This is a genomic window from Brevibacillus sp. AY1 (assembly GCF_029870785.1).
Taxonomy (GTDB): domain Bacteria; phylum Bacillota; class Bacilli; order Brevibacillales; family Brevibacillaceae; genus Brevibacillus; species Brevibacillus invocatus.
In genome coordinates this window covers 61,112-87,109 of sequence record NZ_JAFLPN010000018.1, presented here as the reverse complement: position 1 = coordinate 87,109, position 25,998 = coordinate 61,112, and the positions used below count along the sequence as shown (strand labels likewise).

The window sequence follows — 25,998 nt, the reverse complement described above, 5'->3', positions numbered from 1 at the left end:
ACGTGGAGCTGACGAATACTAATCGGTCGAGGACTTATCCACATGCTTTAGCAATCATGCAGATCCAGTTTTGATGGAACAAGGATAAAGGCTGTATTCTCGATTACTCAAAAGAGTGATGGTGAATACAGCTTTTTTTATTTCCAAATCACCTTTTCAAATACTAATCAAAAAAATCAATGCTCTAATAAATACATCGAAACAAAGGCTTGTCTTTTGGTATATGGGGATCAGGCATAAGGCGATTCTCGCATTGTGATCGAAGCGCTTTATGCTATGCTGAATGTCAGGAGTACAAGGCTCGAAAATACGAGGATCGCTTTTGTTCTAATTTCAGATTGATTCATTTCACTAACACGATAAAGGGTGGAAGTTCAAGGAAGAGGGATGGGTATGTTAATACTTGCCGTAGAAGACGAGCAGGCTCTCCTTCAAGCTATAGAGGGAGTTTTGTCAGATGAAGGTTACCAAGTGGATACAGCAGAACGGGGAGACGATGGTCTCTTGTTGGCGGAGAGAGGAATCTATGATTTGCTGGTCTTAGATATTATGCTTCCAGGTATGGATGGAATTACGATGGTAAAAACCTTGCGCACCAAAGGAGTGACGACACCTGTACTGTTTTTGACCGCAAAAGACAGCGTGCAGGCACGGGTAGAGGGGCTGGATGCTGGAGCAGACGATTATTTGATCAAGCCCTTTGCCGTGGAGGAATTGACGGCAAGAGTCAGAGCCCTCCTGAGACGACACGGCAAAACAGCAGCAGAAGGAGAGATGACGTACGGGCCAATCTCCCTGAGAATGAACGAGTACGATGGATTTATTCAGGATGAACCGATGAGATTGACGACAAAGGAATTTGAACTGCTCAAGTACTTCTTGCAAAACCGGGAGCAGATTTTGACTCGCCAACAGATTTTTGATCGAGTGTGGGGCATTCATTCCGATGCGAACTACGGCGTGGTCGATCTCTACGTCCATTATCTTCGCAAAAAAATGGGTGCATGCGAAAATATCATCCGAACGGTCCGCAACGTCGGCTACATCTTAAAAAAGGAAGAATGATATGTTTCAAAAAACCAGATTTCGTCTGGTGACGCTGAATGTCATCGTCGTCTTTTTACTGCTGAATGCCTTGGGGGGCGCCGTGTATTTTACCATGAAAATTCTCCTCTATTCACAGGTGGATCGGGAGCTGGAGAAGGTATCCCAACGACTTGGTCCACGACCCGTTTCCACGGCTACAGCGGATAAACGAAGATCCCTACCCGTATAATCGGCAAGAGCGCAAGAAATTCGCCGATATGGAGCGCAGATATGTCCTGCTTGTATGGGATGGGGGTGGGAGGCTCCTCGGGTCTGCCTTTGGGGAACGTATGGACCCTGATGATTTTGAGCAATTTCACCAGCCCGAGGTAGTGGCCGGGATCGATACCAGGACCGTCAATGAACATGTGTTCCGTGTCCAGACGGTGACAATCCCGAAAAGAGTCATAGTCGGCGATCGAATGGTCATGTCGCAGCAGTTCCAGGTCATTTACAACCTGGCCCCCGAGCAAAATATGCTAAACAGTTTGTTGTATGTCGTGTTGATCGGCAATGTGATCAGCATCCTGATCGCGATCGTCGTAGGGTGGTTTCTGGCGAAAAGGGCACTCGTGCCGATCCAGGTATCCTGGGAGAAGCAGCAGCAGTTTATAGCGGATGCATCCCATGAGCTGCGTACTCCGCTGACTGCGATTCTGGTCAATCTGGAGCGGCTGTTCCGTCACCCGGATCAGACGATTGAACAGGAGAGCGAAAAGATCATGATCGGAATGCAAGAAGCCAAGCGCCTGAGCCATCTTGTCTCCGATCTGTTGACCCTGGCGCGCAGCGATTCGAACGAGCTGCAAATCATGAAAAAAAGATTCAACGTCAATGAAGTGGTTCAAACCTGCACCCAGGTGTTTTCCCAAATGGCGATTGCCAAGGAAGTAAGGCTGGAGACAGAGATTGAAGAGTCTCTGGATATGATGGGCGATGAAGAACGAATCCATCAAATGATGGTCATCCTATTGGATAATGCTCTGAAGTACACGAATCCCGGTGGAAGCATCTTCGTTTCCTGCAAAAGGGAGGGGCAGCGTGTAGCGATCATGGTCAAGGATACGGGAATTGGTATTCCGAAGGATGAAATTCCGCTCGTCTTTGACCGGTTCTATCGTGTGGATAAGATGCGTTCTAAATCCACAGAAGGGACTGGACTCGGACTTTCCATCGCCAAATGGATCGTCGAAGTACATCAAGGGAAAATTCAGGTTAGCAGTGAAGAAGGGATCGGAACATCATTTCTGGTCACACTTCCGATGAAGGTATGAAGCCGATATTCTGGCGAGAGCTGGAATTCAGTTTTTTTATTTTTTTACACTTAACAAATTAAAATGTATGTTATATTATGAATATAACGAATTGGAAAAAGGAGGAATTGCGATGAGGTTGTTGGACGAATATTTGGAGCTTGGTGTCGTAGCGATGGCTAGAGCAGCAGAAGAAGGATGGTTTGGCGGCCATTATGGAGCAGCGCTCCTGGCAGGATATTTCATGTCTAGAGAGCATGATTTGCCGGAGCATATGAAGGACGGTATTGAACGAACCTGCGAATCCTACCGGGCCCTCAAGCCCGCGTGGTTCGCACCGCTGGAACAAGATGAAAAAGCCGATCCTGATCTATTGGAGCTTGTTGTAGCGGGTTTGGCTGAAAACGTAAAGCAGCTGCGTACCTCCGGTCATGGGCTGGCATTGGGCGTGATGGCGTTAAAGGCTTTGCGCGAACGTCCTGACCTGATCCGCCCGAGTATCGTAGCAGGACTGGTGAAGCTATTGAAGGCGACCACTGTAGATCGCCCCAATCGTTACTGGGGGATTGAAGATTACACCGAAGTCACCGTGGAGCAGATTGAGGGGATCCCTGCTTACGAAAAGGTCAATGAAATGGCAAAACATACGTTTGAAGAACTCCATGCCGTTTACCCGAACCGAGTCATTGACGGACAGCGTTATTTCTTCGAAGGCGAAGTGACGCACAGCATTACACATGCACAGGCTTTGAGTGAGTTGAGCCGGTTTGGGTATGACGATTTGGTTCAAGAAGGGATCAGAAACCATCGGGTACAAATGTTTCTGAATCGTCAACGACCGGAATTGATTCTCGAAGACGAGGTGAAGGAACCGGCTTTTAACCAGATTTTTTCCCCGAAGTACTGGGAAAAAACCTACCGTGACCCGCATGCCTTGAAGCTGCCGTATGCAGCGCTGGACTTGCTGAAGCAGCTGACAGAGGAAAAGAGACCGGAAGCAGAGCAAAATCTATGCAAAATACTCACCATCACCGAGTAACGAAGAAAAGGGAGGCCGCAATGGACCTCCCCTTTGTATTAATAATTGGGAATGAGCGTAGTAGTCGATTCGCAGTTGGCAAAATAGCTTTTGTGTTCCACCAGCGCACTGCGAATCGCCTGTTCATTGATGTCAAAGCCGATACCAGGAGCAGTCGGTACATTCAGAACACCAGGCTTGGCAAAATCGATCCACGGAGTGACGATATCTTCTGCAAAATAGCGATGGGAAGGTGAGGTATCGCCAGGAATGGTGAAGTTGGCAAGTGAGGCCATCGCAATATTGTGAGCGCGGCCAATTCCTGCCTCCAGCATGCCGCCGCACCAGACAGGTACATGATTTGCTTGGCACAGATCATGAATTTTCTTCGCGTCTGTCAGCCCGCCTACGCGACCGATCTTGATATTGATAATCCGACAGCTTCCGAGACCGATTGCTTTGCGGGCGTCTTCTACCGTATGGATACTCTCGTCAAGGCAGATGGGCGTTTTCAGCTCTCTTTGCAGGGTGGCGTGATCGATGATATCGTCGTGGGCCAACGGTTGTTCGATCATGATCAATCCGAACTCGTCCAGTTCCTTCAGCATTTCGATATCGGACAAGGTGTAAGCAGAGTTGGCATCGGCCATCAAGGGCACATCTGGACCAAATGTTTGGCGGATCGCACGCATCGGCTCCACATCAAAGCCGGGTTTGATCTTCACCTTGATCTTTTTGTACCCGTCACGGACAAAGCCTTCGACTCGCTGGAGCAGCTTTTCAATGGTGGGCTCGATTCCGATGCTGACCCCCACATCAATCGTCGTACGTGTACCACCCAAAGCCTGAGACAAAGACATGCCCTGCATTTTGGCATACAAATCCCAGACGGCGCCCTCCAAGGCAGCTTTGGCCATGTGGTTGCGCCTCATCCAGGAAAAGAGGTGGGATACTTCATCAGGATGCTCGATTTCACGTTTGAACAGTTGCGGGATCAGGTATTTCTCCAGCATGTACCAGACAGTATCCACATCTTCTTCGTTGTAGACCGGAACATCCATTGCGACACTTTCACCAAAGCCAACATGCTCGCCGCTATACGCGCGAACGAGGATGCATTCCTTGTGCGTTTCCACACCCATGCTGGTTTCAAACGGGGAATTCAACGGGATTTTGATGCGTTGCAAATCGATACGCTCCAGTTTCACGATTACCTCTCCTCCAATGGTTGAATGGGTGCTTGGTTTTGTGCATGGTGATCAAAAGTCAGCAGAACGGCTCGTGTCAAAATTTCAATACCATCCAGCAAGGCTTCCTTCCGAAAATGCATGTGCGGATGGTGTAAGCCTGGTGCTAGGTCACAGCCTAGACCGAGCATGGTTGCCTTCAGATGCGGTCTTTCCTTGGTGTAGTAGTGAAAGTCTTCGGCGCCCGGAGTAAGGATCGGCGGTTCCAGCTGTTCGGACCCCAATGCATCTGAGATAGCCTGAGCCATAATCAGGCGTGCTTCTTCATGTACTTCTGCAGCGTACACCCGCTCAGTGATCTCATAGTCCAGCTCTATCTCATACAGCTTGGCAACCTGTTGCAGCACATGCTCTGTTTTGGTCAGCAGCGCCTCCATAATGGCATTGGTTTGGGCGCGGATATCCAGATGGAAACGGGCAGAGCCGGGGATGATGTTTGTGCTTTTGCCACCTGAGCTGAGCTGGGTCATTTTGACCGAGTAAGGAACCAGCGGGTCTAAATGAATCCCTTTCAGTTCTCCTACGATGGATGCCGCGACCTCGATGGCATTGGTTCCAAGATGCGGGCGTGCACCGTGTGAGTCGTCACCCTTGATGTGAGCAGAGAGGGTAGCGGCAGCACCGTGCAGTATCGCAGATGCGGCTCTGCCGTAAGCTACTTCCTGGATGGGGCGCAAATGAACGCCATACAGGTAGTCCACATCGTCAACAACCTGTTTTTGTACGAGCGATAATGCCCCTGTGCCGCTTTCCTCGGCAGGCTGAAAAATCATTTTCAGTTTGCCGGGAAGTGGAAGGTTTCGCTCATGCAGCACCATAAGCACGCCTAGAGCCATCGTCATGTGCGCATCGTGTCCACAGGAATGATTGGCGCAAAAAAGTCCGTCCACCTCCTGCCACAAAGCATCCATGTCAGCACGCAATCCTACTGTGAAAGCGTCCGGTGACTCACTTCCCCACTCAGCGACAACGCCTGTCATGTCCTCAAAGGTCGTCAGGCGACAGTTGTATGATTTCAGGAAGTCTGCAAGAAAGGAAGTCGTCTGTACTTCCTGCCAGCTAATCTCGGGATGTTGATGAAAATGTTCGTACAGAGAAAAAATGGCAGGCTTCAATTGTTCAATGGTTGTGCGCATAGTTCCTCCAGGGTGACGTCTCGTCAAATTGTCTTTCAATTCAGACTGTATTCCAATTCCAGCTGTTCGTCAACCTACGTGAGACCGATGAGCACGGCGACGATCAGAGCGATACAGGCGATCAATGTCCAGCCGAGGATGAGCTTCCAGACGAACTTCACCCATTTTTCATAAGGGATTCCGGCAACAGCCAGGTATCCCATCAGAGCCGAGGAAGTGGGAATGATGGAGTTCGTGATCGCATCGCCGTATTGGAAGGCGAGGACGGCTACCTGTCTTTGAATTCCCAAAAGGTCGGCGATGGGCACCATGATCGGCATGGTGGCTGCTGCCTGTCCACTGCCGGAAGGAATAAACAGGTTGATCAGAGATTGAATCAGGAACATGGCCACGACAGGAGATCGCCACTTCCTCCCGCTCATCCTGAATCGAAGCATATTCGAGATCGTGAATGACGCTTTGGGTCGGATCGGCTTTGACCTTGTAGGCATACCGCATCACATACCAGATGGCAAAGCCGAGGACGAAGACGTAGACGACCGAGCGGAAGGCCAGTCCCGAAAAGAGAGGAATTTGCGCCAGAGATTGGGCAATTCCGACTGTAAAAGGATTCAGCATACCGCCGATAAATCCACTGGCTGCCCCAAGCGTCACCATCGCAGTTCCTGTCACTGCATCGAAGCCCATCGCTCGCGCCAGCGCAATTCCGATCAGTACGAAAATGATGGTCTCTTCCGCCATTCCCATCGCAAAGCCACCGATGGAGAAGAGCAGCATGGAGGCGGGAATCCTCAGGATTTCTCTTCCCGCAAGATGGCGTACACCTTTGTTGATTCCTGCTTCAATCGCTCCGGTGGAACGAATAATGCCGAAGACACCGCTGACGATGAAGATGTAAAAGATGATCTGAGCTCCTTTTTGCATGCCGGTCGGAATCGACTTGAACATATCAAAAAAGCTCACAGGACTGCTCTTTACCTGATGATAGCTGTTGCTCACAAGATGGTTTTACCGGATTCCGGGTCCTGTATTCGCTCAAACTCACCAGCTGGGAGAATGTACGAAAGCAGGGCAGCCAATACAATCATGATAAACAAAATGGCATAAGTATGAGGCATGTTAAACCGCTTTTTGGCTGGCGCAAGATTCGCCGATGAAGTAGAGTGTGGTGCACTCATGGAATCACCTCGCTTTTTTTGCTAAATGGATAAGCAAACCCCGTGCCAACGAATGAATATTTGGACAACGGGGTTTTCGCGTTTGATTTAGCCATAGAGCGAGAGAATAGGATTTTTAATAGGTCGTTCATTAGGTTATAAACACCTATTAAGACCTAATGTTTGAAGCGTTTAAAACCTCCAGCCCTTTGGACGTAAGTATCGTTCCTTGACGTGTCGTTCCTGAACGAACCAATCCTTGTTGCTCCAGTTGCTTGAGTTTGTTGCGCAAGGAGCTTTCCGTCCAGCCCTGTGATTGAAGGAGAGGAGATCTTGCGAGCTGATAGCGTCCCACTGGCTTGTTCATCGCGTAGTAGGGATACAGGGTACGCAGAATCTCCAGGTCCCGATCATCCGTCTCTTTATCGTGCCAAGAAGCAGATCTTGGGGGCGGTGAAGACAGTCGGCTCGTCAATCGTTGGGGTAGGTCGCACAGCAGGATCACCGGTTCTTCACTGATGGTAACAGCGTACTCGATCACGTTTTTTAGCTCGCGGATATTGCCTGGCCAATCATGACGCAGCAGTAGGTCCATTACTTCCGGCGAGCAGGTTTTGTTGACACCCAGCTTTTGCAGGTGATCGGCGATGATGAGCGGGATGTCTTCCTTTCGTTCCTTCAAGGAAGGAATGTCGATGGGAAGAACCGCCAGGCGATAGTACAGGTCCTCCCGGAAAAGGCCGTCCAAGACCGCTTGCTCCAGGTTGCGATTGGTAGCGGCAATGACACGGCAATCAACCGAAAGAATGCCCGTCCCTCCGACGGGAATGATCTGCTTTTCCTGCAGGACACGCAGCAGCTTGACCTGGATGCTGTGAGAGACTTCGCCGATCTCATCGAGAAAAATGGTTCCTCCGTCTGCCTGTTCGAACAAGCCTGGTTTTCCTCCTTTGCGAGCGCCGGTAAAAGCTCCTTCTGCATAGCCAAACAATTCGCTCTCCAGCAGGTTTTCCGGAAGAGAGGAGCAGTTGATCGCTACAAAGGGGCCATTTTTGTGCTGGGAATGAAGATGAATGGCGTGAGCAAACAGCTCCTTGCCCGTCCCGTTTTCGCCGAGCAACAGGATCGATTGGTTATGGACCGCCATCTTCTTGCTGAGCTCAATGGTTTGTGTCAGCGCTTGGCTTTGCCCCATCAAGTCAGAGAAGGTATAGATGGCGGTGTGGCCCCGCTGCACAAGCTGATGGCGCAGACGCTGGATTTCCGTCACATCCTTGAACGTGCACACATAGCCCAGGTGCTCCTGGCGGCTGCGAATGCTTTGGCTGCTGACGATACACTGCCTGTGACCGATGGATAGCAGCGTATCTTCCTGCCCGTCTTGTTCGAAAAAAGGGCGGAGCTGCTCGTGTTCCCGCAGTGTCTTGTAGGGGTGTCCGATCATTGAATGGCTGCCTTGACCGAACCACTCACTGGCTGCATCGTTCATAAAGGAGATCATGCCCTCTTCATTGCACGCGATAATCGGGTCCTTCACCGCCTGGAAAGTGGATTGGAGCTGGCTATGGAGCTTTTGAGCCTCCGTATAGGATGTGCCGAGCAGCTTGGCCAGCTCGGTCATTTCCGCGATAAAAGCGGACAGGTAGGCTTGCTCCCGATCCACAGGGATTCCCAGCTTGCGACCGATGTCAATCAAGTCGTGGATATGAATTTTGCGAAAACCGACGTCGATCATTTCGACATGGGGAGGAGGAGGAACGTCGGGCTCACTCAGAATAATGGTGTAGTGGATCGCGGGATCATCGAACGTGCAGCCCGGATGAAACGGGATGTATTGCAAGTGGTCGATGCGAGCTTTGAGCAGATCATCGATGACCTCCTGAGCTGTTTCACGCGAATTGTTCATCACGGGCACGGTGCTGCCAGCAGGAATTTGCATGAGCTTTTTTAATTTGCCCAGCTCAAAAAAACGATTTAACACCGTGATTGGCACTTGAGCATCGCCTACAGCCTGACGGGCAACCGCGTAATGCTCTGCTGTACGAGTCGTAATGAAAACATGGGATGCGTCTTTTAGATTGGGTATCGGCTGGTGGCTGAGGTAGCCGACGACACGGCAATATGGTTCAAAATAGGCTTTCAGTTCATGTCGCAAAAAGGCAAGGGTATCCGCCCCATTGGCGATCAAGATAATGGTGTTGAGCATGATGCACCACCTTTTGAATAAGCAATTGCCTTCATCATATCTTCATGAAGTTGGCAAGACAAGGCTTGCTCCAGAACCGCAAAAATATGGTTAAATGAAAGGAGGAGCAAGAGAGAAAATAGGAGGAGAGGGTGAGGAGTCATTATGGACAACACATTGGTACCTGAGGTTTTACAGATGATTGGTCAAGTGATTCCTGAAGGGGTTTCCATCGCGATCTCAGACGGGAAACAGTATACCTATTACAAGCCAAGTGAAGCTATTGATTTAAAAATTGAACCTGGTGATCTGGTTCCGGTTGGCTCCGCCACCCACAAGGCTTTGGAAATCAAGGGAAAAGTGGCTCATCATGTGGAGAGCCGTGTCTTTGGCATTCCGTATTACGGAGTTTCCATTCCTGTCATCATGCAAGGAAGAATCGAGGGGTATATTACCGCCATCTATTCTCCGCAAATGATGCCTATGGCTATACCTGAGCCGCCACGGCCACCTTTTCTGATCGGCAGGGACGAAAACGGCTGGTTGCCCATTCCGATGAACGAGATTATGTACATCAGCTCCAATGAAGGAAAAACACAGCTCCATACAGCGAATGGGGCTTATACCAATAAATACAATATGGCAGAGCTGGAGAACCTGCTTGCACCTGGGCAGTTCATTCGCTGTCATCGCTCTTATTTTGTCAATCTGGAAGCCATTCGTTTTATCCATCCGCATTTCCATTCCACATTCATTCTGGAGATGAAGGACAAGCAAAAAAGTCGCGTTCCGGTCAGCCAGTCTTACGCCAGCACTTTCCGCCAATTGCTCGGTTTCTAGGACTTTTTACCCATTAGCATTCGCGCTCAAATATTCTAGCTTATGGCCGGAATTTCTGCTTTGCATGAAATTGAGTGCCCGCTCAGTCGTCTGTGTGCTAGTTTATTTACAACAAGATTATGACTGTCACAAGGGGGAACTTAATCATGTGGGAGCGCTTACGTGATAAACGATTGGCTGATAAAATCGTCACGGCTGATGAAGCAGCAAGTTGGATCGAAGATGGCATGACACTTGGCTTGAGCGGTTTTACGCGCGCAGGTGATGCCAAGCTGGTTCCCATCGCTTTGGCTGAGAAGGCAAAAAGAGAAAATAAACCTTTTGGCGTTAACGTATATACAGGAGCATCGCTTGGAGCAGATGTAGACGCAATTATGGCAGAAGCGGGCATCGTGAACAAACGTGTGCCATTCCAAGCTGACTCGACTATGCGCAAAAAAATCAATGATGGCAGCATCATGTTTGTAGATCAACATTTGTCTCATACCGCAGAACTGATTCGCACGGGCGTAATGGGACAGATTGATTACGCCATTGTGGAAGCGGTTGCAATCACAGAGGATGGCATGATCATTCCGACGACATCTGTAGGCAACTCCAATATCTTTGTGGATCAAGCCAAGCATGTCATCATCGAGCTGAATGTGAACCAACCACTCGCACTGGAAGGCATCCATGATATTTATACACCGGAAATGCAGGGCGAGCGTGGCCCTATTCCACTCACATCGGTGGAACAGCGCATTGGCACAATCGGCATCCCGGTCGATATCAACAAAATCAAGGGGATTGTGGTCTCTGAAGTGGTTGACTCGCCATCCACGATCGTCGAGCCTGATGAAGAAACTGCGCAAATCGCTGTACATCTGATCGAGTTTTTGCGTCAGGAAGTAAAGGCGGGGCGTATGCCGAAAAACCTGGCTCCGCTGCAATCCGGTATTGGCTCGGTTGCGAACGCTGTATTCAATGGATTCCTGGACTCTGAGTTTACGGATCTGACGGTTTACTCCGAGGTGTTGCAGGATGCTGTATTCGATTTGCTGGATGCAGGCAAAATCGCATTTGCTTCCGGCTGTTCGATCACGCTGACCGCAGAGAAGATGAAGCACGTAACAGAAAATTTCGCTGCCTATCGTGACAAACTCATGCTGCGTCCTCAGGAAATCACAAATCACCCAGAGCTGATCCGTCGTCTCGGCCTGATCTCGATCAATACCGCTCTGGAGGCGGACATCTACGGCAATGTGAACTCCACCAACGTATCGGGAACCAAGATGATGAACGGAATTGGTGGTTCCGGGGATTTTGCCCGCAACTCTCGTCTGGGCATCTTCGTGACCAAGTCTATTGCAAAGGGCGGCAAGATATCCAGTATCGTACCGTTTGCTTCTCATGTAGACCACACGGAGCACGATGTAGATATTCTCGTGACAGAGCAAGGCTTGGCGGATCTGCGTGGATTGGCACCACGTGAAAGAGCGCTGAAAATCATCGACAACTGTGCGCACCCGATCTACCGGGATCAGCTCCGTGCATATTATGAGGAGGCACTGACACGCGGCGGTCACACGCCACATGTCCTGGAAAAAGCTTTCTCCTGGCACCAGCGTTTTGCCGAGGAAGGATCCATGCTGGAAAATGCACCTGTGCTTAGCCGTTAAGCATACGTGAATAAACCTTAATTAAAAAACCCGCCTGGTATCGATACGGATACACGGGCGGGTTTTTGTATGCTGCATGTAGAAGGTTAAATATGCTGCTCGCGGGCGAGCTCTGCCTTCTTTTCTTTGTGGTTGGCCAATGCGAAGACAGTACCGACAATGCAAAACGCTCCCAGCCATTCGAACAGGCCAAACGGTACATGCAGCCATACAACTGTCGCGACGACGGCGGATAAAGGTTCAGCACTTGCCAAGACACTTGTTTCTGATGGGAGGATGAAGCGCAGGCTGTCCAGGTACAGGTAAAATGCGATCAGCGTTCCAAACAAGACAAGAAAGGCGACAGCGAGAACAGACTGCACAGCCCAGATCTGACCGGTCGCTTGCCAAGGCTGAGACAGAAGGCAAAGACCGATCCCGCCGATGAGCATCCCCCAGCCCAACACTACGGTTGCTCCCCATCGCTCAAGCAGCTTCTTTGGATACAAGGTGTAAAAGGCGAGGGCGATTGCCGATGCTAGCCCCCACAGTACCGCCCCTGTCGAGATGGACAAATTGCCTGGATTGCCGTTGGTGATCAGTAGGAAGGTGCCCAGCAGTGCGAGGAAAAGCGCTAGCATTTGCGCCACACTAGGCAGCTGTCGATTGCGAGCTACGAGATAGCCCGTGAGAAAAACCGGTCCCAGGTACTGCAACAGTGTCGCGGTAGCAGCATTTCCCAGTTCGATAGAAGCAAAATACGTATACTGCACAGCCAAGAGACCAAACAGGGCAAAGATTACAAGCTTACCAAAGTCAGCTCCTGAACGAAGGATCTTCCAAACATTCTGGCGATTATCACCAACCAGAGAAAGGAGCAGCAGCATCGCTCCCGACAAGAGGAGGCGCGCCGCAACTAGCCAATCTGTCGTAAAATGATAATGCTGCAAGAGAGACTGGGCTACAGTCCCGGAAACACCCCATAAAAGCGAAGCAACAAGCACCATACTGAAACCACGGATTCGCGTCGACACTTCTACATTTCTCCCTACTTTGTCATCTAGTATGGACTATATCCCATTCCTGAACCGCAGACAAGGACATTGCAAGCCATTCCTCCAGCCAGACAGGCCACATTTGACAAGTGCATAACTTTCAAGTAAAATTATCTTAAATTAAAGATATATCATTTGTTTGCAAAGGAGGGCTTGCCATGTCAGAGAAGCATCAGCAGCCACTTCGAAATGATTCCCTCGATCTGTTAGTTGTGCTTTCGAGATCCTACAATTGGGTAACGGCTCATATCAATCGCGATATTCGGCAGTATGGATTGAATCCCACTGAATTCGGGGTTCTAGAATTTCTATTCCATAAAGGACCACAGCCCTTGCAGCAAATTGGAGAAAAGATCCTGATCTCCAGCGGCAACATTACCTATGTCGTGGACAAACTAGAGAAAAAGCAATTGCTGGTCCGCAAGCCTTGTGCAGTCGATCGTCGCGTCATCTATGCAGAGCTGACAGAAAAAGGGCATCAGCTTTTGAGTGACATTTTTCCTGGGCACACAAAGTCCATCGAAAAGGCAGTAAGTGGACTGACTCCGGAAGAAAAGCATCAAGCCATTGCGCTTTTAAAAAAATTGGGCAGGGCCGCGCAGGAGCATTATTAGCAAGCGTTTTGCTGATGTTCCTGCGAAGTGCCTGCAGTTTTCAACAGTAAAAGACTTGACAATATGCCTTAAATGTAATAATCTCAAAATCAAGATATGCAAATTGAATGTTAGTTACTAACATCAAGAAAGGGGAATATTCCTAACATGAGTAAAGTATTATTGATTAAAGCCAACGATCGCCCTATCGACCAAGCTGCAAGCGTGAAACTGTATCACGCGTTTGCAGATTCCTATAAGGAGAGTCATCCAAACGACGAGGTTGTAGAACTGGACTTGTTTGCAGAAAATCTTCCTTACTACGGAAACGACATGATCACTGCTATGTTCAAAGCAGGTCGTGGAATGGAATTGACCGCTGAAGAGCAAAAATCAGCTGATCTGGTGAACAAATATCTGAACCAATTCTCTGAAGCAGAAAAAATTGTGATTGCTTTCCCAATGTGGAACTTCACTGTACCGGCTGTTCTGCACACCTATTTGGACTACCTGGCTCAAGCAGGCAAAACATTCCGTTACACAGCCAATGGACCTGAAGGTCTCATGGGTGATAAAAAGGTTGCACTGTTGAGCGCTCGCGGCGGCGTATACTCCGAAGCTCCAATGGACGCAATCGAACTGGCTAACCGCTACGTGAAAACCATGCTTGGATTCTGGGGTATCAGCAACATCACTGAAGTGATTGTGGAAGGCCACAACCAATTCCCAGACAAAGCAGAAGAAATCGTACATGAAGGCGTCGTCAAAGCAGCGAAACTGGCGGAAACTTTCTAAAGGCCCGCCAGCCTTTTTTTCAGCAAGTATCTTTATTTAAAGATACTATAATTTAAAATAATTTAAGGAGAGATGAAAAATGATGGATCTTGGTTTGCTCATTATTCGTTTGGTGATTGGGTTGTTGTTCGTAGGTCATGGGGCACAGAAGCTGTTTGGCTGGTTTGGCGGCTATGGTTTGAAAGGAACAGGCGGATGGATGGAATCGCTCGGCATGAAGCCTGGTGTCACAATGGCACTGCTGGCCGGACTGTCTGAACTGGTTGGGGGACTGCTGTTCGCTACCGGTGTTGGCGGTGGTGTTGGCACCTGGGTCGGTGCTCTGTTGATCGCCTTTACCATGCTGGTTGCAATCGTGAAGGTTCACGCTCAAAATGGATTTTGGGTCACGCAAAACGGCTATGAATTCAACCTGACTTTGATCGCGGTAGTTATCGGTGTTGCTCTGATTGGACCTGGCGCATACATCCTGTTTTAATCGCACCCTCTGACGAATACGAATCATTCGTGCAACGTGCGCCAATCGACGGAATAAAGGAGGAACTAGCAGATGGATATTCGTGTCTATACACAAAACGAACAGGCAAAAGGACATTTTGGCGACGGTGAAATTGTAGAAAACAAACCAATCGGATTTCCACGAGAAGGCTCTGTGGTCAGCCGTGTGGGTCCGCTCTTTTACTGGGCGTGGGCCAAATCCTTGAAAACCTTTGAGATACCGTTTCATCCTCATTCCGGATTTGAAATTTTATCGTATGTATTGAATGGATCGGTAGGGCATAAAGACACGTTGGGAAATTGGCAAAAAGTGACCACTGGCGGCGTTCAGATCATGCAAACAGGATCTGGCGCTCATCATGCGGAGGAGCTCGGCAAAGATACCGAGATGTTTCAAATCTGGTTCGAGCCGCATCTGTCTCAGGCTACCAAACGTCCGCCGACGTACAATCAGTACGATCATGAGGAATTTCCGGTGGAGCATGCGGGCAGCGTGAGCGTCAAGCAGATGATCGGCGCTCATGCTCCAATCGAGGTCGTAGCTGATGTGAAGATGCAGGATGTTCGGATTCCTGCTGGCGCTACCTATTCCCTGTCCCTCCCGGCCGGATACGCGCATGCTGTTGTCGTGGTAGAAGGCTCTGGGGTGGTCAGTGAAGCTGGCAAGGAAGATGTGAATGGTGTCGCTGCCAAAAATGGAGACTTTGTCGTCACTTCTACGGAAGCGGACCACAACGTGACCTATCAGGCAAATTCAGATGAAGATTTCCGGTTGGTGTTGATCCAGGTACCGACTGAGGTGGATTATCCCCTGTATCGAAAATAAGAAAAACAGGAAAGAGTGCCCTCGAGCAGAATTTTTGGCTTGGGGGCATTTTTTTCTGTTTTGAAAGGCTTTAAAAACATTTGTTTATATGATAGACTTTTGTTTGCGGGCGTTAGTGTGAATGATAAGGAAGGAAGGAGGATGACCGTGGACAAAGAGAAACAGATTTTGCATCACATCCGGCACAATCCCTTTATCAGCCAACAGGAGTTAGCAGATCTGATCGGCATCTCCCGTTCAGCAGTAGCCGGCTATATCGCGCAGCTGACCAAAAGGGGAGAGATCAAGGGGCGTGCTTATGTGCTCCGGGATGAGGGCTTGATTACCTGCATCGGTGGCGCAAACCTGGATCGAAAAGCGAGAGGCAAGCAGCAAATCCGACTCCATTCCTCCAATCCTGTGACCATTTCGGAGTCCTGCGGGGGAGTAGCGCGCAATATCGCAGAAAATCTGGGACGCCTAGGCTGCAATACAGCAATCATCACCTGCATTGGCGAGGACAAGGAAGGTGAATGGATCGTTCAGGAAACGCGAAAGCATGGAGTGGATATCAGTCAGATCTGGAGGCTGCCTACCCAGCGTACAGGTACCTATACAGCGCTGCTGGACATTGACGGAGAAATGGTTGTTTCCCTGGCTAATATGGATATTTACGATGCGCTGACACCTGCGATGTTCGATGAAAGATGGTCGCATATCGCAGCAGCGAACGTGGTGTTTCTCGATACCAATGTGCCGACGGATTGTCTGGCCTACATCATCGAGCGTTGCAGGAAGGAGCAGATCCTCCTGTTCATCGATCCGGTATCATCGGCCAAAGCGCAGAAGCTGCCAGAGCGGTTGGACGGCGTGGAAGCGATTCTGCCGAATCTGGAGGAAGCGGAGCTGCTGGCAGGAATGGACATTCGCTCGCTCGATGATTGTGCCCGGGCATGCGAGCGAATTCGGGAGCGCGGCGTCAAACACGTCGTCGTGACAATGGGAGAGCAGGGAGTCTACTATCAGTCCGAAGAATACGCCGAGCAGCTGGCTCCCTACCCGGCAGAGGTTGTAGATGTGACCGGGGCAGGGGACGCCTTTGTCTCCGGGTTGCTATACGGAGTCGTGAATGGCGAAGCTTTCCCGAGGGCGTTGCGTCTGGGACTGGCGGCATCTGCCTTGACTTTGCAGACGGAGCAATCCGTAGCGGTTGGACTCCAGCCGGAACAACTCGAAGAGATCGTGGAACAATACGAAAAGGAGCGATAAATAATGAAATCATACCTGAGCTATACAGATGAAGTGCGTCACGCGTTGGAGAACAATCTGCCAGTGGTTGCATTGGAAACCACGATTATTTCTCACGGGATGCCATATCCGCAAAACATCGAGATGGCCAAGGAAGTAGAACAGATCATTCGCGACAACGGAGCAGTGCCTGCGACGATCGGGATCATGAACGGACAGATCAAGATTGGGCTGTCCGAAAGCGAGCTGGAAGAATTCGCGACGAACAAATCGGTAGAAAAAGTAAGCCGTCGTGACTTCCCGTACATCCTGGCAAGCGGCAAGATTGGAGCTACAACTGTAGCAGCAACGATGATCGCGGCACAGCTGGCGGGCATTCGAGTCTTTGCTACAGGCGGAATTGGGGGGGTTCACCGCGAAGGGGAAATCACTTGGGACGTATCTGCAGACTTGACCGAGCTGGCACAAACCAGTGTGGCAGTCGTATGTGCTGGAGCCAAATCGATCCTGGACCTGGGTCGCACGCTGGAATACCTGGAGACGCAAGGAGTACCTGTAGTGGGGTATCGCACAGACGAATTCCCATCCTTCTTTGCGCGCGAAAGCGGCTTTGGCGTAGACTTCCGCATGGATACGCCAGAGCAAGTGGGAACGCTGATGGAAACGAAATGGAAGCTGGGCATGGATGGCGGGGTGATTATCGCCAACCCTGTTCCTGAATCCGACGCACTGGATCATAGCAAAATCGAGGCTGTCATTCAGCAAGCGCTGAATGAAGCAAAGGAAAACAACATCGCCGGGAAAAAAGTAACGCCATTTTTGCTCGATAAAGTCAAGCAGCTGACTGAGGGCAAAAGCCTGCAAACCAACATCGCCCTGGTTAAGCATAATGCGGCAGTAGCGGCGCAAATAGCTGCTGCATACAACGCGAAAAGCAAGTAATCATTAAACAAATGTAGAAGTTGCTGTTCCGAACAAATCGGGGCAGCAATTTTTTTTAAAAACCCTTGATATACATAAGGGGGGTATAGTAAGATGAGGTCATGATAAGCAGACAGCTTCGGGGGAACAATACCAATAAACATACCCCTTATGGGTATGTGATACGGAGGAATAACAAATGAGTGCCAAAACAGCTGAGGCAACACTTCCGATTACCGGAATGACTTGTGCCGCGTGCGCTCTACGTATTGAGAAAGGCCTGAAAAAGCTGGATGGAGTAGAGACAGCGAATGTCAATTTGGCTTTGGAGAAATCGTCGGTGGTCTACGATCCGGAAAAAACGAGCATTGAGGATATTCGCGGCAAGATTGAAGCGCTTGGCTACGGTGTCGCTGCCGATAAGGTGGAGCTGTCGATCACTGGAATGACTTGTGCAGCGTGCTCCACGCGGATTGAAAAAGGTCTGAATAAGATGCCTGGCGTATTGAAGGCCAACGTCAACCTTGCTCTGGAGACAGCAACAGTCGAGTATGATGGCTCACATATCGGGGTGTCTGATCTGATCCGTCAGGTAGAGAAGCTGGGGTATCAGGCTGCTCGCCGGGAAGAGGACGGCTCAGGAGCCGAGCGGGATCGTCGGGAAGAGGAGATCAAAAGACAGACGAGGAAGTTCTGGATTTCTGCGGTGCTTTCCTTCCCTCTCCTATGGGCGATGGTCAGTCACTTTTCCTTCACGTCGTTCATCTGGCTGCCGGAGGCGCTGATGAATCCCTGGGTACAACTGGCTTTGGCTACGCCTGTTCAGTTCGTAATCGGAGCTCAATTTTATGTGGGGGCGTACAAAGCGCTGCGCAACAAAAGCGCCAACATGGATGTACTGGTAGCCCTCGGGACTTCAGCCGCTTACTTTTACAGCCTGTATATGGCGATTGAGTCCATCGGTTCACATGCACACATGGTAGAGCTGTATTTTGAAACAAGTGCGGTGCTGATTACGCTGATCCTGCTGGGTAAACTTTTCGAGGTCAGAGCCAAGGGGCGCTCCTCGGAGGCAATTCGCAAGCTGATGGGCTTGCAGGCCAAGACAGCATCTGTCATTCGTGATGGTGTAGAGATGGTGATTCCGGTCGAGGATGTCAGACCTGGAGATATCGTTCAGATCAAACCAGGTGAAAAAGTACCCGTCGATGGAGTCGTGCTGGAAGGGCAGTCTGCTGTGGATGAGTCGATGCTGACAGGAGAGAGCATCCCGGTCGACAAAGCAGCCGGCGACAATGTGATTGGAGCTACAATCAACAAGAACGGCATGTTGAAGGTCAAGGCAACAAAGGTAGGCAAGGAGACGGCCTTGGCACAGATCATTCGCGTCGTGGAGGAAGCGCAGGGTTCCAAAGCTCCCATCCAACGGCTGGCAGACAGCATCTCCGGGGTTTTTGTTCCAATCGTGGTAGCAATCGCGATTCTGACCTTTTTGATCTGGTACCTGCTGGTCATACCGGGCAATTTTGGCGAGGCTCTGGAAAAGGCCATTGCTGTACTCGTCATCGCTTGCCCGTGCGCACTCGGCTTGGCGACACCTACTTCCATCATGGCTGGATCGGGACGTGCGGCAGAGCTGGGCATCCTCTTTAAAGGAGGAGAGCATCTGGAGACGGCGCATCACCTGGACACGATTGTGCTGGATAAAACAGGTACTGTCACCAAAGGTGAGCCGGAGCTGACGGATGTCGTCCCGCATGGCCTGGAGGAGCAGGAGCTGCTGGCATTGGTCGGAGCGGCGGAGAAAAATTCCGAGCATCCACTGGCACAGGCTATTGTGAAGGGAATTGTCAATCAAGGAGTAGCGCTTGGCACAACGAATTCTTTTGAAGCGATTCCGGGGTATGGAATTCGCGCTGTGGTGGACGATAAAGAAGTGCTGGTAGGGACGCGCCGTTTAATGGAGCAATACAACATTTCTTTTGAGCCATTGAGCGTGGGGATGCTCTCTTTGGAAAAGGCAGGCAAGACCGCTATGCTGGCTGCAGTAGATGGTCAGCTGGCCGGAATGATTGCGATGGCAGATACCATCAAGCCCTCCTCGCGCAAAGCCATTGAGCGTTTGAAGGAGATGGGAATGACGGTCATCATGATGACGGGCGACAACCGTCAAACAGCGGAAGCGATTGCCCGTGAGGCAGGAATCGATCACGTGATTGCCGAAGTGCTGCCAGAAGGCAAGGCGGCAGAAGTGAAAAAATTGCAGGAGCAAGGAAAGAAAGTGGCGATGGTCGGGGATGGGATCAATGATGCACCTGCCTTGGCCACAGCCGATATCGGGATGGCGATTGGAACAGGTACCGATGTGGCGATGGAGGCAGCGGACATTACCTTGATGCGCGGTGAGCTGACCAGTGTAGCCGACGCTATCGAGATGAGCAAGCGGACCATCCGCAACATCAAGCAAAATCTGTTCTGGGCTTTGGCTTATAACACATTAGGCATTCCTGTCGCGGCAATCGGCTTTCTCGCGCCTTGGCTGGCAGGAGCTGCGATGGCTTTCAGCTCCGTCTCGGTAGTGCTCAATGCCCTGCGCCTGCAACGCGTAAAACTGTAAACCCACTCTCTGAACCTCACACGGCTTTATCTGTGAGTGTTCAAGGGTATATTATATAAATTGAAAATGAGGAGAGATAATCATGAAAAACATTACATTGAACGTAGAAGGAATGTCTTGCAATCATTGCGTCATGACCATTGAGAAAACCTTGAAGGAATTAGGCGCAAATGGAAAAGTAGACCTGGCTGCCAAGACGGTTGAGGTCTCCTATGAAGAGGGCGCAGTGACAGTGGAATCGATCAAGGAAGCCATCGAGGATCAAGGATACGACGTGAAGTAAACGCACTGCATGAAATACAAAGCTCCAGTCCGATCGTACACATCGGGCTGGAGCTTTTTTTGAGGAATAAAGGGTACTTTGATCCAGCTTTTGTGGTGGGCAGGAAACAGGAGAAAACGCTCCAGCTTCTTGGGCTACCCGCACAGAAGATTGACTGCCCAACTCCGTGAAAAAAACGAAACCACGTCCAAAGCAGCCGCTCCGTCTCGGTAGGTAGCCCAAAGATCTTCGCTTATTTCTCCTGTTTCCTGTGGACAGCATTGGATTTTCCCCGTCTTTTAAAAATCATATGGAGCTTATTCAACGATGCGTACTGCGTAGCTGAAAGCCTTTAGCGTTCACCTATGAGAGGCATCTTGTACCGGCGGCTGCTTTGGACGCGGGTTTCCCTTTTTTCATGGAGATGGGCAGGGAAGACCCCCAGCAGGAATGCCAAGAACTTGGAGCGTTTTCTTCTTTTTTCCCTCCTCCACCACAGCACGACAAGGACCTTGGCGGCAAAGGGAAGTGATCTTTGTATGTGTCAACCTGCGGCCGGACAGTGAACGTTTGATTCGTCGGGGCTTTTGCATCGCCTATCGACTAAAGGCAACCTGGTACGCTGCCTACGTGCAGGATCACAAGACACTTACCACTGAAGAGCGTATACAGTTGGAAAAGCTGAAGCAATTGACCGAGCGACTCGGGGGTGTCTTTGAACAGTACGAGGTACCCGGCAGACGCAAGGTTTTTTCCAGACTGGTCGGGCAAATGAATGAAAAAGGGGTAACACAGGCAGTCATCGGCCAATCGGCCAGGACTCGCTGGAAGGGAATTTTGGAGGGCTCGGTGATTCAGCGGTTGCTGCGAGAGGTTCGTCACATGGACGTACTAGTCGTAGCTGATCATTCAACCCCATCAAAATAATCGCTCGTAAAACGGGGATGGCTTTTGATACAATAGACATATAAGTGGATATTGATGCGCTAGGGAGGAAGGGAACTATGTTTAAAAAAATCATGGCCAAGATGGGGATCGGTGCTGCAAGAATCGATCTGAGACTGGATCGCCCGGGATATCGTATGGGAGAAACGGCGACAGGGATTATCCGCATTGAAGGCGGCAATGTCGAGCAGCGAATCATTGACCTGCGTGTAAATCTTCTGATGAAGGTATCCGTGAGAGGGCAAGATGTGATCAAGCAGGTCGAATCCTTCCCGGTGAAAAGTCAATTCACTGTGCAGCCCAAACCAGCCGTACAAGAAATCCCTTTTTCGTTTGAACTGCCAGATGGATTGGCGATTTCTACGCCATCCGTACAATACAATCTTCAAACCAAGCTGGATGTCGAGATGGCAGTTGATCCTACGGATATGGATCTGATCACGATCCTTCCACCCGAACCGGTAGACCGTGTCCTGCAAGCGCTGGTGAGAAACGACTTTCGTCAAAAGCCTCAATCAGGCAGGCTGACGCCGTATGGTCAGGAATTTTCCTTTTTCCCTGGGGCAGACCTCGGTGTTCCGCTGAAGGAATTGGAAGTGATCTTCTTTGCGACTCCTGAAGAATTGCGTCTGTTGATCGAGCTGGATCTGGCGAACGGATTCATGCGACGTGAAAAGGAATATAAAGCAGAGATCATCGTACCACAGGAGCTGCTTGCAGCTGGTCAGGAAGAAGCATTGTCTCGCTTTCTTTTGGACAAAATTCGCGAGTATGCCAACAATCCACAATCCATTCCATACGTCTCGATGGCGGCGTATCAACAGGGAGCAGCAGGCTTCGGCCAACACGGCCAACGTCGTTCCGGAATGGGCGGCATGATTGGCGGTATGGCAGCTGGTCTTTTGGGCGGAATGCTGCTTAGCGAGATGATGTCCGGAATGGGCGACGAGATGGCTGGTGGCGAGATGGGAGAAGAAGAGCCAGCTATGGACGAAGAAATGGATATGGGTTTTGATGACTTTGATGAGTTTTAATGGATGATACAAGGAAGTCACTCTCCTGTTGCACAGAGCAGCAGGAGGGTGGCTTTTTCGTTGTTTTGACATCCAGTTTATGGTATTTTGAGAAGGTCTATAGTCCAAGTCTGATGGAGGGAATGACGATTACGATAAGAATAAAAGGAATACCCCATTTTTCTGGAGCGTTTGTTTCTGGTACTGAGATGGCACCAGATGCTTTTCGCAAGGCAGGGCTCGTCCAGCAGCTGCAGGTGAAGGGCTTGATCGTAGAGGATCTGGGCAATCTGAAGCTTCCTGATTATTTGCCTCGCCACAATATTCCACCAGTTCGCAACTGGCCTGCGCCTCGCATGGTGTGGGATCTCCTGTCAAAGGAGGCGGCAGAGTGGCTGGAGCAGGATGACTTTCTGCTTATGCTGGGCGGAGATTGCAGTATGATCGTGGGAACAGCGATCGCGCATCAACAGCTTTACGGCGAGCAGGCTTATTTGCTGGTCATCGATGGACACCTCGACGCCTTAGTTCCGTCTGCTTCCCGTTGTATTGGTGCTGCAGGGATGGGGCTGTGGTTCCTGCTGCAGGACCAGGGTGTTTGGATCGAGCGTTCAGGCTGGACAGCAGATCGGGTAAAGCTGGTCGGCTGCCAGAAGCTGCCGGAAGAACATTTCGGGGTGGAGATCGTGACGCTTGATCAGCTTCAAGCCCATGAACTGAATCGGGTAATCAGCGAGGTATTAGCATCGATCCCTGCTGACGCGAAAATCCTTGTCCATTTTGATGTCGATGTGATGAATAAGGAAGCGATGCCGGCTGCTTATGCTCCGAGCGAGACGGGAATCAGCGCAGATGAAGCACAGCGGCTTCTGACGCGTGTGCTCCAGGATCAGCGAGTGGTAGGGATGGAAGTGACGGAATTTTCCGCGCTGCGCGACACCACTGGTGAACAGGCGCAAAAGCTGGTCGAGATGATTGCGGTCGCTCTGGAAGCGCGCGGGAGTAATTAGTTTTTTAGGGAATTACAAGATTGCGAATAGATGTAGATCACTGGACGCCAACTAATGTACGTGGTCTCGAAATTATGACTTTAATATAGCTATTCAGGAGGATACGAAAGCAGGGGGAACATGAGTAAGTGGAGAGTCATCCTTTCAAGCAGTTTAGCAGTTTTTTTATTGTGCAGTTCACCGCCTGTTTATGCGAAAACACCGGCTCGGGATTTGGATATTGATATTGAAGCCAAAACAATAGATCCAATACCTAATAAGGTAAAAAAATCAAACTACAAATCCATTTCAAATTTACAGAACTCATCAAATCTCTTCATTATTCGGTTTGAAGGACCCATTCAGGAAGAATGGATAGAAGAAGTAGAGAATTTAAATGTTTCATTAGGCTGGTATTTGCCTGACTTTGCTTATATTGTGAAATTTCCCGATAAAAAATCTACAGAGGACAAGTTGCAAGAACTTCCTTTTGTAAAGGATGTAGCAGAATTTAAACCGATCTATAAAATTCATCCGGACCTTGCTGATGCAGTGGACGAAAAAGAAAAGCTTGAGGTCTATGTGGAGGGATTTGGCCCAAACACAGATCTTGATAAAGCAGTAAAAAAAGCCGGAGGGAAAGTTGCTAGAAGTTCTCAAGATCGAAACCAGACAAATGTCAAAATCGATAGCGACGACATTCACAAACTGCTTAACTCGGATGATATTGTGTATGTTGCACCGATAACAAAACAAGAATTTCATAATGATGTGGCGGGGCAAATTATTGGGAGCAACACCTTACAAAAAACTAAATATGACGGAAAAAAACAGATCGTCAGTGTAACAGATAGTGGGCTTGATACAGGTAATTTGAAAACCATGCATCCGGATTTACAAGGTCAAGTGAGCAGACTTATCCCAATTGGACCTGATCCAAGAGACTTTGAGGGACACGGTACACATGTTTTAGGATCAATCGTCGGGAAGGGAACTCTTTCGAACGGCCAAGTGAAGGGTATGGCTCCTGCTGCAAAAGCAATCGTTTACACGGTCGATGATGGAGCCGGAGGAGTATTACCTGTTGATTATAATAAGGTTTGGACGGATGCGTACAAGAAAGGTGCACGCATTAATTCGCTGTCTATAGGAAGCTCAGAGCATGCACGGTATACCTATAATTCCCAACTAGTAGACATTTTCCTATGGGAACATCCGGACGCGATTTCACTTGTTTCAGCAGGTAATGATGGAGATGAATTCCTCGATGAATATTACACGGTGACTCCACCTGCTACTGCTAAGAACGTAATAACGGTAGGCGCTTCAGAAAATTATCGTCCTGAGTATGGGTATGAATCGGATGATGCTGATGAAGTAGCTGATTTTAGCAGCCGTGGTCCGACTTTAGACGGACGGATTAAACCAGATGTAGTTGCACCAGGTACCTCCATTTTCTCCACAAGATCTATAATAAGCAATAAATATGCGGATATTATTGGTGCCTATGGCCTTATGAGCGGAACGAGCATGGCAACACCCATAACAGCCGGTGGAGTAGCCCAGATCCGTCAGTATCTTCAAGAGAATGGGGCGGCAAATCCAAGTGGAGCCCTGATGAAGGCATTGGTAATCTCAGGGGCTGATGATCTGGGAGATAGCCTATTGCGTATGGGGTTTGGGCGTGTAAATCTCCCAAATTCTGTTCGTTCAACCTATGTAGACCAGAAGTCCGGATTAAGAACTGGTGATACGGTATCCTTTCAAGTAGAGGTTAAGGATACACGGAGGCCATTTAACGCTACTGCTGTATGGACTGACTATCCTGCTTCTCTTTTTGCTTCTCGTACACTGGTAAACGACCTTGATCTTGTCGTCACTTCTCCATCTGGAAAGGAATATAACGGAAACGATTTCGATGCACAACCCGACGATGAAAGAGATAATCTGAATAACGTGGAGCAAGTATATCTTGGGCGACCGGAGAAAGGAATCTACACCGTTTCTATTTCAGGTTATAACATACCTAAGGGGCCTCAACCTTTTGCATTAGCTTCCAGTGGCGTCATTATCCCTAAATTAATTGACGAAGGAAGCATTGAAGCGAGCGGAGTCCTTACTAAGGATTCGATTAAAATCACAATTAAGGGAAAAGTTGATCCGAGTACAAATTCAGTAAAAATAAATGCACCAGGTATCAAGAATGCTACGGCCAAAATAAGCAAGTCCAGTTTTTCCTATAGTAAAACGGTCAAGGCCGGCAGCTATCCGATCGAGGAAGTTCAGATCACAGCAAGCAACAAAAAGGGTACTAAAGAGCTTGTGAGTGTATCAACAGAGAAGAATCTTATTGACGACAACAGCCTTTTGTTTGAGAAGAAATCGTCGTCTGGAGTCAACACTTACGAATTAAGTGGCACAACATCTACTGATGTGAAAGCGATGTATTACATCTTGAACAATAAATTAATACCCATTTCTATTGGAAAGAAGTCTTTTAAGGTAACATTTGAATCAAAATCTTCCCTATCTGATCTTGTAGTCGTAGCTGTTAATAAAAATGGTCACTACGAAATGACTCAAGCAGAGATTCAATATTAGATGAAGAGCATGGACAGGCCTAGTTGCATGGGCCTGTTTTTTTTGTGTAAAGAATCTGCTCATGCACATCAAATAAGCCATCCGCGTATACCTA

At 49.4% G+C, this 25,998-nt stretch carries 21 protein-coding genes and 2 pseudogenes; 18 read left to right on the top strand and 5 right to left on the bottom strand.

Annotated elements, in window-relative coordinates; genetic code table 11:
* The first annotated feature begins 393 nt into the window (after positions 1 to 393).
* The 4 genes from JZI27_RS15275 (at position 394) to JZI27_RS15260 (ending at position 3,378) form a co-directional block, all read left to right on the top strand.
* Positions 394 to 1,065 carry a response regulator transcription factor gene (locus JZI27_RS15275; protein ID WP_280208095.1) on the top strand — a complete coding sequence of 224 codons (672 nt, stop codon included), beginning with the start codon at positions 394 to 396 and terminating at the stop codon, positions 1,063 to 1,065.
* Between the two features lies 1 nt (position 1,066).
* Positions 1,067 to 1,276, top strand: coding sequence for a hypothetical protein (locus tag JZI27_RS15270; protein ID WP_280208094.1), 210 nt, complete (start codon positions 1,067 to 1,069; stop codon positions 1,274 to 1,276).
* Between the two features lie 28 nt (positions 1,277 to 1,304).
* On the top strand, positions 1,305 to 2,360 hold the full coding sequence (locus JZI27_RS15265; RefSeq protein WP_280208093.1) for a sensor histidine kinase: 1,056 nt from the start codon (positions 1,305 to 1,307) through the stop codon (positions 2,358 to 2,360).
* Between the two features lie 112 nt (positions 2,361 to 2,472).
* Entirely contained in the window at positions 2,473 to 3,378 is a 906-nt protein-coding gene (locus tag JZI27_RS15260; protein ID WP_122909496.1) for a hypothetical protein, read from the top strand.
* 38 nt (positions 3,379 to 3,416) lie between these two features.
* Here the strand turns inward: JZI27_RS15260 and menC are convergent, their stop codons facing one another.
* From menC to JZI27_RS15240, 4 genes and pseudogenes are all read right to left on the bottom strand, one after another.
* Positions 3,417 to 4,565, bottom strand: coding sequence for an o-succinylbenzoate synthase (menC, locus tag JZI27_RS15255; RefSeq protein WP_280208091.1), 1,149 nt, complete (start codon positions 4,563 to 4,565; stop codon positions 3,417 to 3,419).
* Between the two features lie 2 nt (positions 4,566 to 4,567).
* Positions 4,568 to 5,740, bottom strand: a complete 1,173-nt coding sequence (locus JZI27_RS15250; RefSeq protein WP_280208089.1) for a M20 peptidase aminoacylase family protein — start codon at positions 5,738 to 5,740, stop codon at positions 4,568 to 4,570.
* Positions 5,741 to 5,814: 74 nt separating this feature from the next.
* Positions 5,815 to 6,918 (bottom strand): annotated as a pseudogene (locus JZI27_RS15245) (YfcC family protein).
* 148 nt (positions 6,919 to 7,066) lie between these two features.
* Positions 7,067 to 9,103 (bottom strand): sigma-54 interaction domain-containing protein, encoded by a 2,037-nt coding sequence (locus JZI27_RS15240; RefSeq protein WP_280208086.1) that lies wholly within the window; start codon positions 9,101 to 9,103, stop codon positions 7,067 to 7,069.
* A 144-nt stretch (positions 9,104 to 9,247) separates the two neighbouring features.
* Here JZI27_RS15240 and JZI27_RS15235 point away from each other — a divergent pair, with 144 nt between their 5' ends.
* Complete coding sequence (locus JZI27_RS15235; protein WP_122909494.1) at positions 9,248 to 9,922, top strand: LytTR family DNA-binding domain-containing protein; 675 nt, start codon at positions 9,248 to 9,250, stop codon at positions 9,920 to 9,922.
* 146 nt (positions 9,923 to 10,068) lie between these two features.
* Positions 10,069 to 11,583, top strand: a complete 1,515-nt coding sequence (locus JZI27_RS15230) for an acetyl-CoA hydrolase/transferase family protein (RefSeq protein WP_280208084.1) — start codon at positions 10,069 to 10,071, stop codon at positions 11,581 to 11,583.
* A gap of 86 nt (positions 11,584 to 11,669) precedes the next feature.
* Here the strand turns inward: JZI27_RS15230 and JZI27_RS15225 are convergent, their stop codons facing one another.
* Positions 11,670 to 12,569 carry a DMT family transporter gene (locus tag JZI27_RS15225; RefSeq protein ID WP_122909506.1) on the bottom strand — a complete coding sequence of 300 codons (900 nt, stop codon included), beginning with the start codon at positions 12,567 to 12,569 and terminating at the stop codon, positions 11,670 to 11,672.
* A 206-nt stretch (positions 12,570 to 12,775) separates the two neighbouring features.
* Between JZI27_RS15225 and JZI27_RS15220 the strand changes: the two genes are divergently transcribed.
* The 12 genes and pseudogenes from JZI27_RS15220 to JZI27_RS15165 all read left to right on the top strand — a co-directional run bounded on the left by JZI27_RS15220 (position 12,776) and on the right by JZI27_RS15165 (position 25,904).
* Positions 12,776 to 13,231, top strand: coding sequence for a MarR family winged helix-turn-helix transcriptional regulator (locus tag JZI27_RS15220; RefSeq protein WP_280208083.1), 456 nt, complete (start codon positions 12,776 to 12,778; stop codon positions 13,229 to 13,231).
* A 147-nt stretch (positions 13,232 to 13,378) separates the two neighbouring features.
* Entirely contained in the window at positions 13,379 to 14,005 is a 627-nt protein-coding gene (locus tag JZI27_RS15215; protein WP_122909491.1) for an FMN-dependent NADH-azoreductase, read from the top strand.
* A gap of 79 nt (positions 14,006 to 14,084) precedes the next feature.
* Positions 14,085 to 14,483, top strand: a complete 399-nt coding sequence (locus JZI27_RS15210) for a DoxX family protein (RefSeq protein ID WP_122909490.1) — start codon at positions 14,085 to 14,087, stop codon at positions 14,481 to 14,483.
* Positions 14,484 to 14,555: 72 nt separating this feature from the next.
* Positions 14,556 to 15,329: a pirin family protein gene (locus JZI27_RS15205; RefSeq protein ID WP_280208081.1), complete on the top strand. Its 774-nt coding sequence runs from the start codon at positions 14,556 to 14,558 to the stop codon at positions 15,327 to 15,329.
* Between the two features lie 147 nt (positions 15,330 to 15,476).
* Positions 15,477 to 16,577: a carbohydrate kinase gene (locus JZI27_RS15200; protein ID WP_280208080.1), complete on the top strand. Its 1,101-nt coding sequence runs from the start codon at positions 15,477 to 15,479 to the stop codon at positions 16,575 to 16,577.
* A gap of 3 nt (positions 16,578 to 16,580) precedes the next feature.
* The gene (locus tag JZI27_RS15195) at positions 16,581 to 17,498 is read left to right on the top strand and encodes a pseudouridine-5'-phosphate glycosidase (protein ID WP_280208079.1); all 918 of its coding nucleotides are present in this window, start codon (positions 16,581 to 16,583) and stop codon (positions 17,496 to 17,498) included.
* A 178-nt stretch (positions 17,499 to 17,676) separates the two neighbouring features.
* Entirely contained in the window at positions 17,677 to 20,094 is a 2,418-nt protein-coding gene (locus tag JZI27_RS15190; RefSeq protein ID WP_280208077.1) for a heavy metal translocating P-type ATPase, read from the top strand.
* Between the two features lie 82 nt (positions 20,095 to 20,176).
* A complete protein-coding gene (locus tag JZI27_RS15185; RefSeq protein WP_122909486.1) occupies positions 20,177 to 20,377 on the top strand; it encodes a copper ion binding protein in 201 nt (66 codons plus the stop codon).
* Positions 20,378 to 20,860: 483 nt separating this feature from the next.
* Positions 20,861 to 21,283 (top strand): annotated as a pseudogene (locus JZI27_RS15180) (adenine nucleotide alpha hydrolase family protein); the annotation flags it as partial.
* A 77-nt stretch (positions 21,284 to 21,360) separates the two neighbouring features.
* Positions 21,361 to 22,335 carry a sporulation protein gene (locus JZI27_RS15175; RefSeq protein WP_280208074.1) on the top strand — a complete coding sequence of 325 codons (975 nt, stop codon included), beginning with the start codon at positions 21,361 to 21,363 and terminating at the stop codon, positions 22,333 to 22,335.
* A gap of 122 nt (positions 22,336 to 22,457) precedes the next feature.
* Positions 22,458 to 23,324, top strand: coding sequence for an arginase family protein (locus JZI27_RS15170; RefSeq protein WP_280208073.1), 867 nt, complete (start codon positions 22,458 to 22,460; stop codon positions 23,322 to 23,324).
* A gap of 120 nt (positions 23,325 to 23,444) precedes the next feature.
* A complete protein-coding gene (locus JZI27_RS15165; protein WP_280208072.1) occupies positions 23,445 to 25,904 on the top strand; it encodes a S8 family serine peptidase in 2,460 nt (819 codons plus the stop codon).
* Positions 25,905 to 25,998 lie beyond the last annotated feature (94 nt).

What these genes read in the sequence shown, in the direction of transcription:
- JZI27_RS15275 (WP_280208095.1), top strand. Translation starts at nt 394, where the DNA reads ATGTTAATACTTGCCGTAGAAGACGAGCAGGCTCTCCTTCAAGCTATA.
- JZI27_RS15270 (WP_280208094.1), top strand. Translation starts at nt 1,067, where the DNA reads ATGTTTCAAAAAACCAGATTTCGTCTGGTGACGCTGAATGTCATCGTC.
- JZI27_RS15265 (WP_280208093.1), top strand. Translation starts at nt 1,305, where the DNA reads ATGGAGCGCAGATATGTCCTGCTTGTATGGGATGGGGGTGGGAGGCTC.
- JZI27_RS15260 (WP_122909496.1), top strand. Translation starts at nt 2,473, where the DNA reads ATGAGGTTGTTGGACGAATATTTGGAGCTTGGTGTCGTAGCGATGGCT.
- JZI27_RS15250 (WP_280208089.1), bottom strand. Translation starts at nt 5,740, where the DNA reads ATGCGCACAACCATTGAACAATTGAAGCCTGCCATTTTTTCTCTGTAC.
- JZI27_RS15240 (WP_280208086.1), bottom strand. Translation starts at nt 9,103, where the DNA reads ATGCTCAACACCATTATCTTGATCGCCAATGGGGCGGATACCCTTGCC.
- JZI27_RS15235 (WP_122909494.1), top strand. Translation starts at nt 9,248, where the DNA reads ATGGACAACACATTGGTACCTGAGGTTTTACAGATGATTGGTCAAGTG.
- JZI27_RS15230 (WP_280208084.1), top strand. Translation starts at nt 10,069, where the DNA reads ATGTGGGAGCGCTTACGTGATAAACGATTGGCTGATAAAATCGTCACG.
- JZI27_RS15225 (WP_122909506.1), bottom strand. Translation starts at nt 12,569, where the DNA reads ATGGTGCTTGTTGCTTCGCTTTTATGGGGTGTTTCCGGGACTGTAGCC.
- JZI27_RS15220 (WP_280208083.1), top strand. Translation starts at nt 12,776, where the DNA reads ATGTCAGAGAAGCATCAGCAGCCACTTCGAAATGATTCCCTCGATCTG.
- JZI27_RS15215 (WP_122909491.1), top strand. Translation starts at nt 13,379, where the DNA reads ATGAGTAAAGTATTATTGATTAAAGCCAACGATCGCCCTATCGACCAA.
- JZI27_RS15210 (WP_122909490.1), top strand. Translation starts at nt 14,085, where the DNA reads ATGATGGATCTTGGTTTGCTCATTATTCGTTTGGTGATTGGGTTGTTG.
- JZI27_RS15205 (WP_280208081.1), top strand. Translation starts at nt 14,556, where the DNA reads ATGGATATTCGTGTCTATACACAAAACGAACAGGCAAAAGGACATTTT.
- JZI27_RS15195 (WP_280208079.1), top strand. Translation starts at nt 16,581, where the DNA reads ATGAAATCATACCTGAGCTATACAGATGAAGTGCGTCACGCGTTGGAG.
- JZI27_RS15190 (WP_280208077.1), top strand. Translation starts at nt 17,677, where the DNA reads ATGAGTGCCAAAACAGCTGAGGCAACACTTCCGATTACCGGAATGACT.
- JZI27_RS15185 (WP_122909486.1), top strand. Translation starts at nt 20,177, where the DNA reads ATGAAAAACATTACATTGAACGTAGAAGGAATGTCTTGCAATCATTGC.
- JZI27_RS15175 (WP_280208074.1), top strand. Translation starts at nt 21,361, where the DNA reads ATGTTTAAAAAAATCATGGCCAAGATGGGGATCGGTGCTGCAAGAATC.
- JZI27_RS15170 (WP_280208073.1), top strand. Translation starts at nt 22,458, where the DNA reads ATGACGATTACGATAAGAATAAAAGGAATACCCCATTTTTCTGGAGCG.
- JZI27_RS15165 (WP_280208072.1), top strand. Translation starts at nt 23,445, where the DNA reads ATGAGTAAGTGGAGAGTCATCCTTTCAAGCAGTTTAGCAGTTTTTTTA.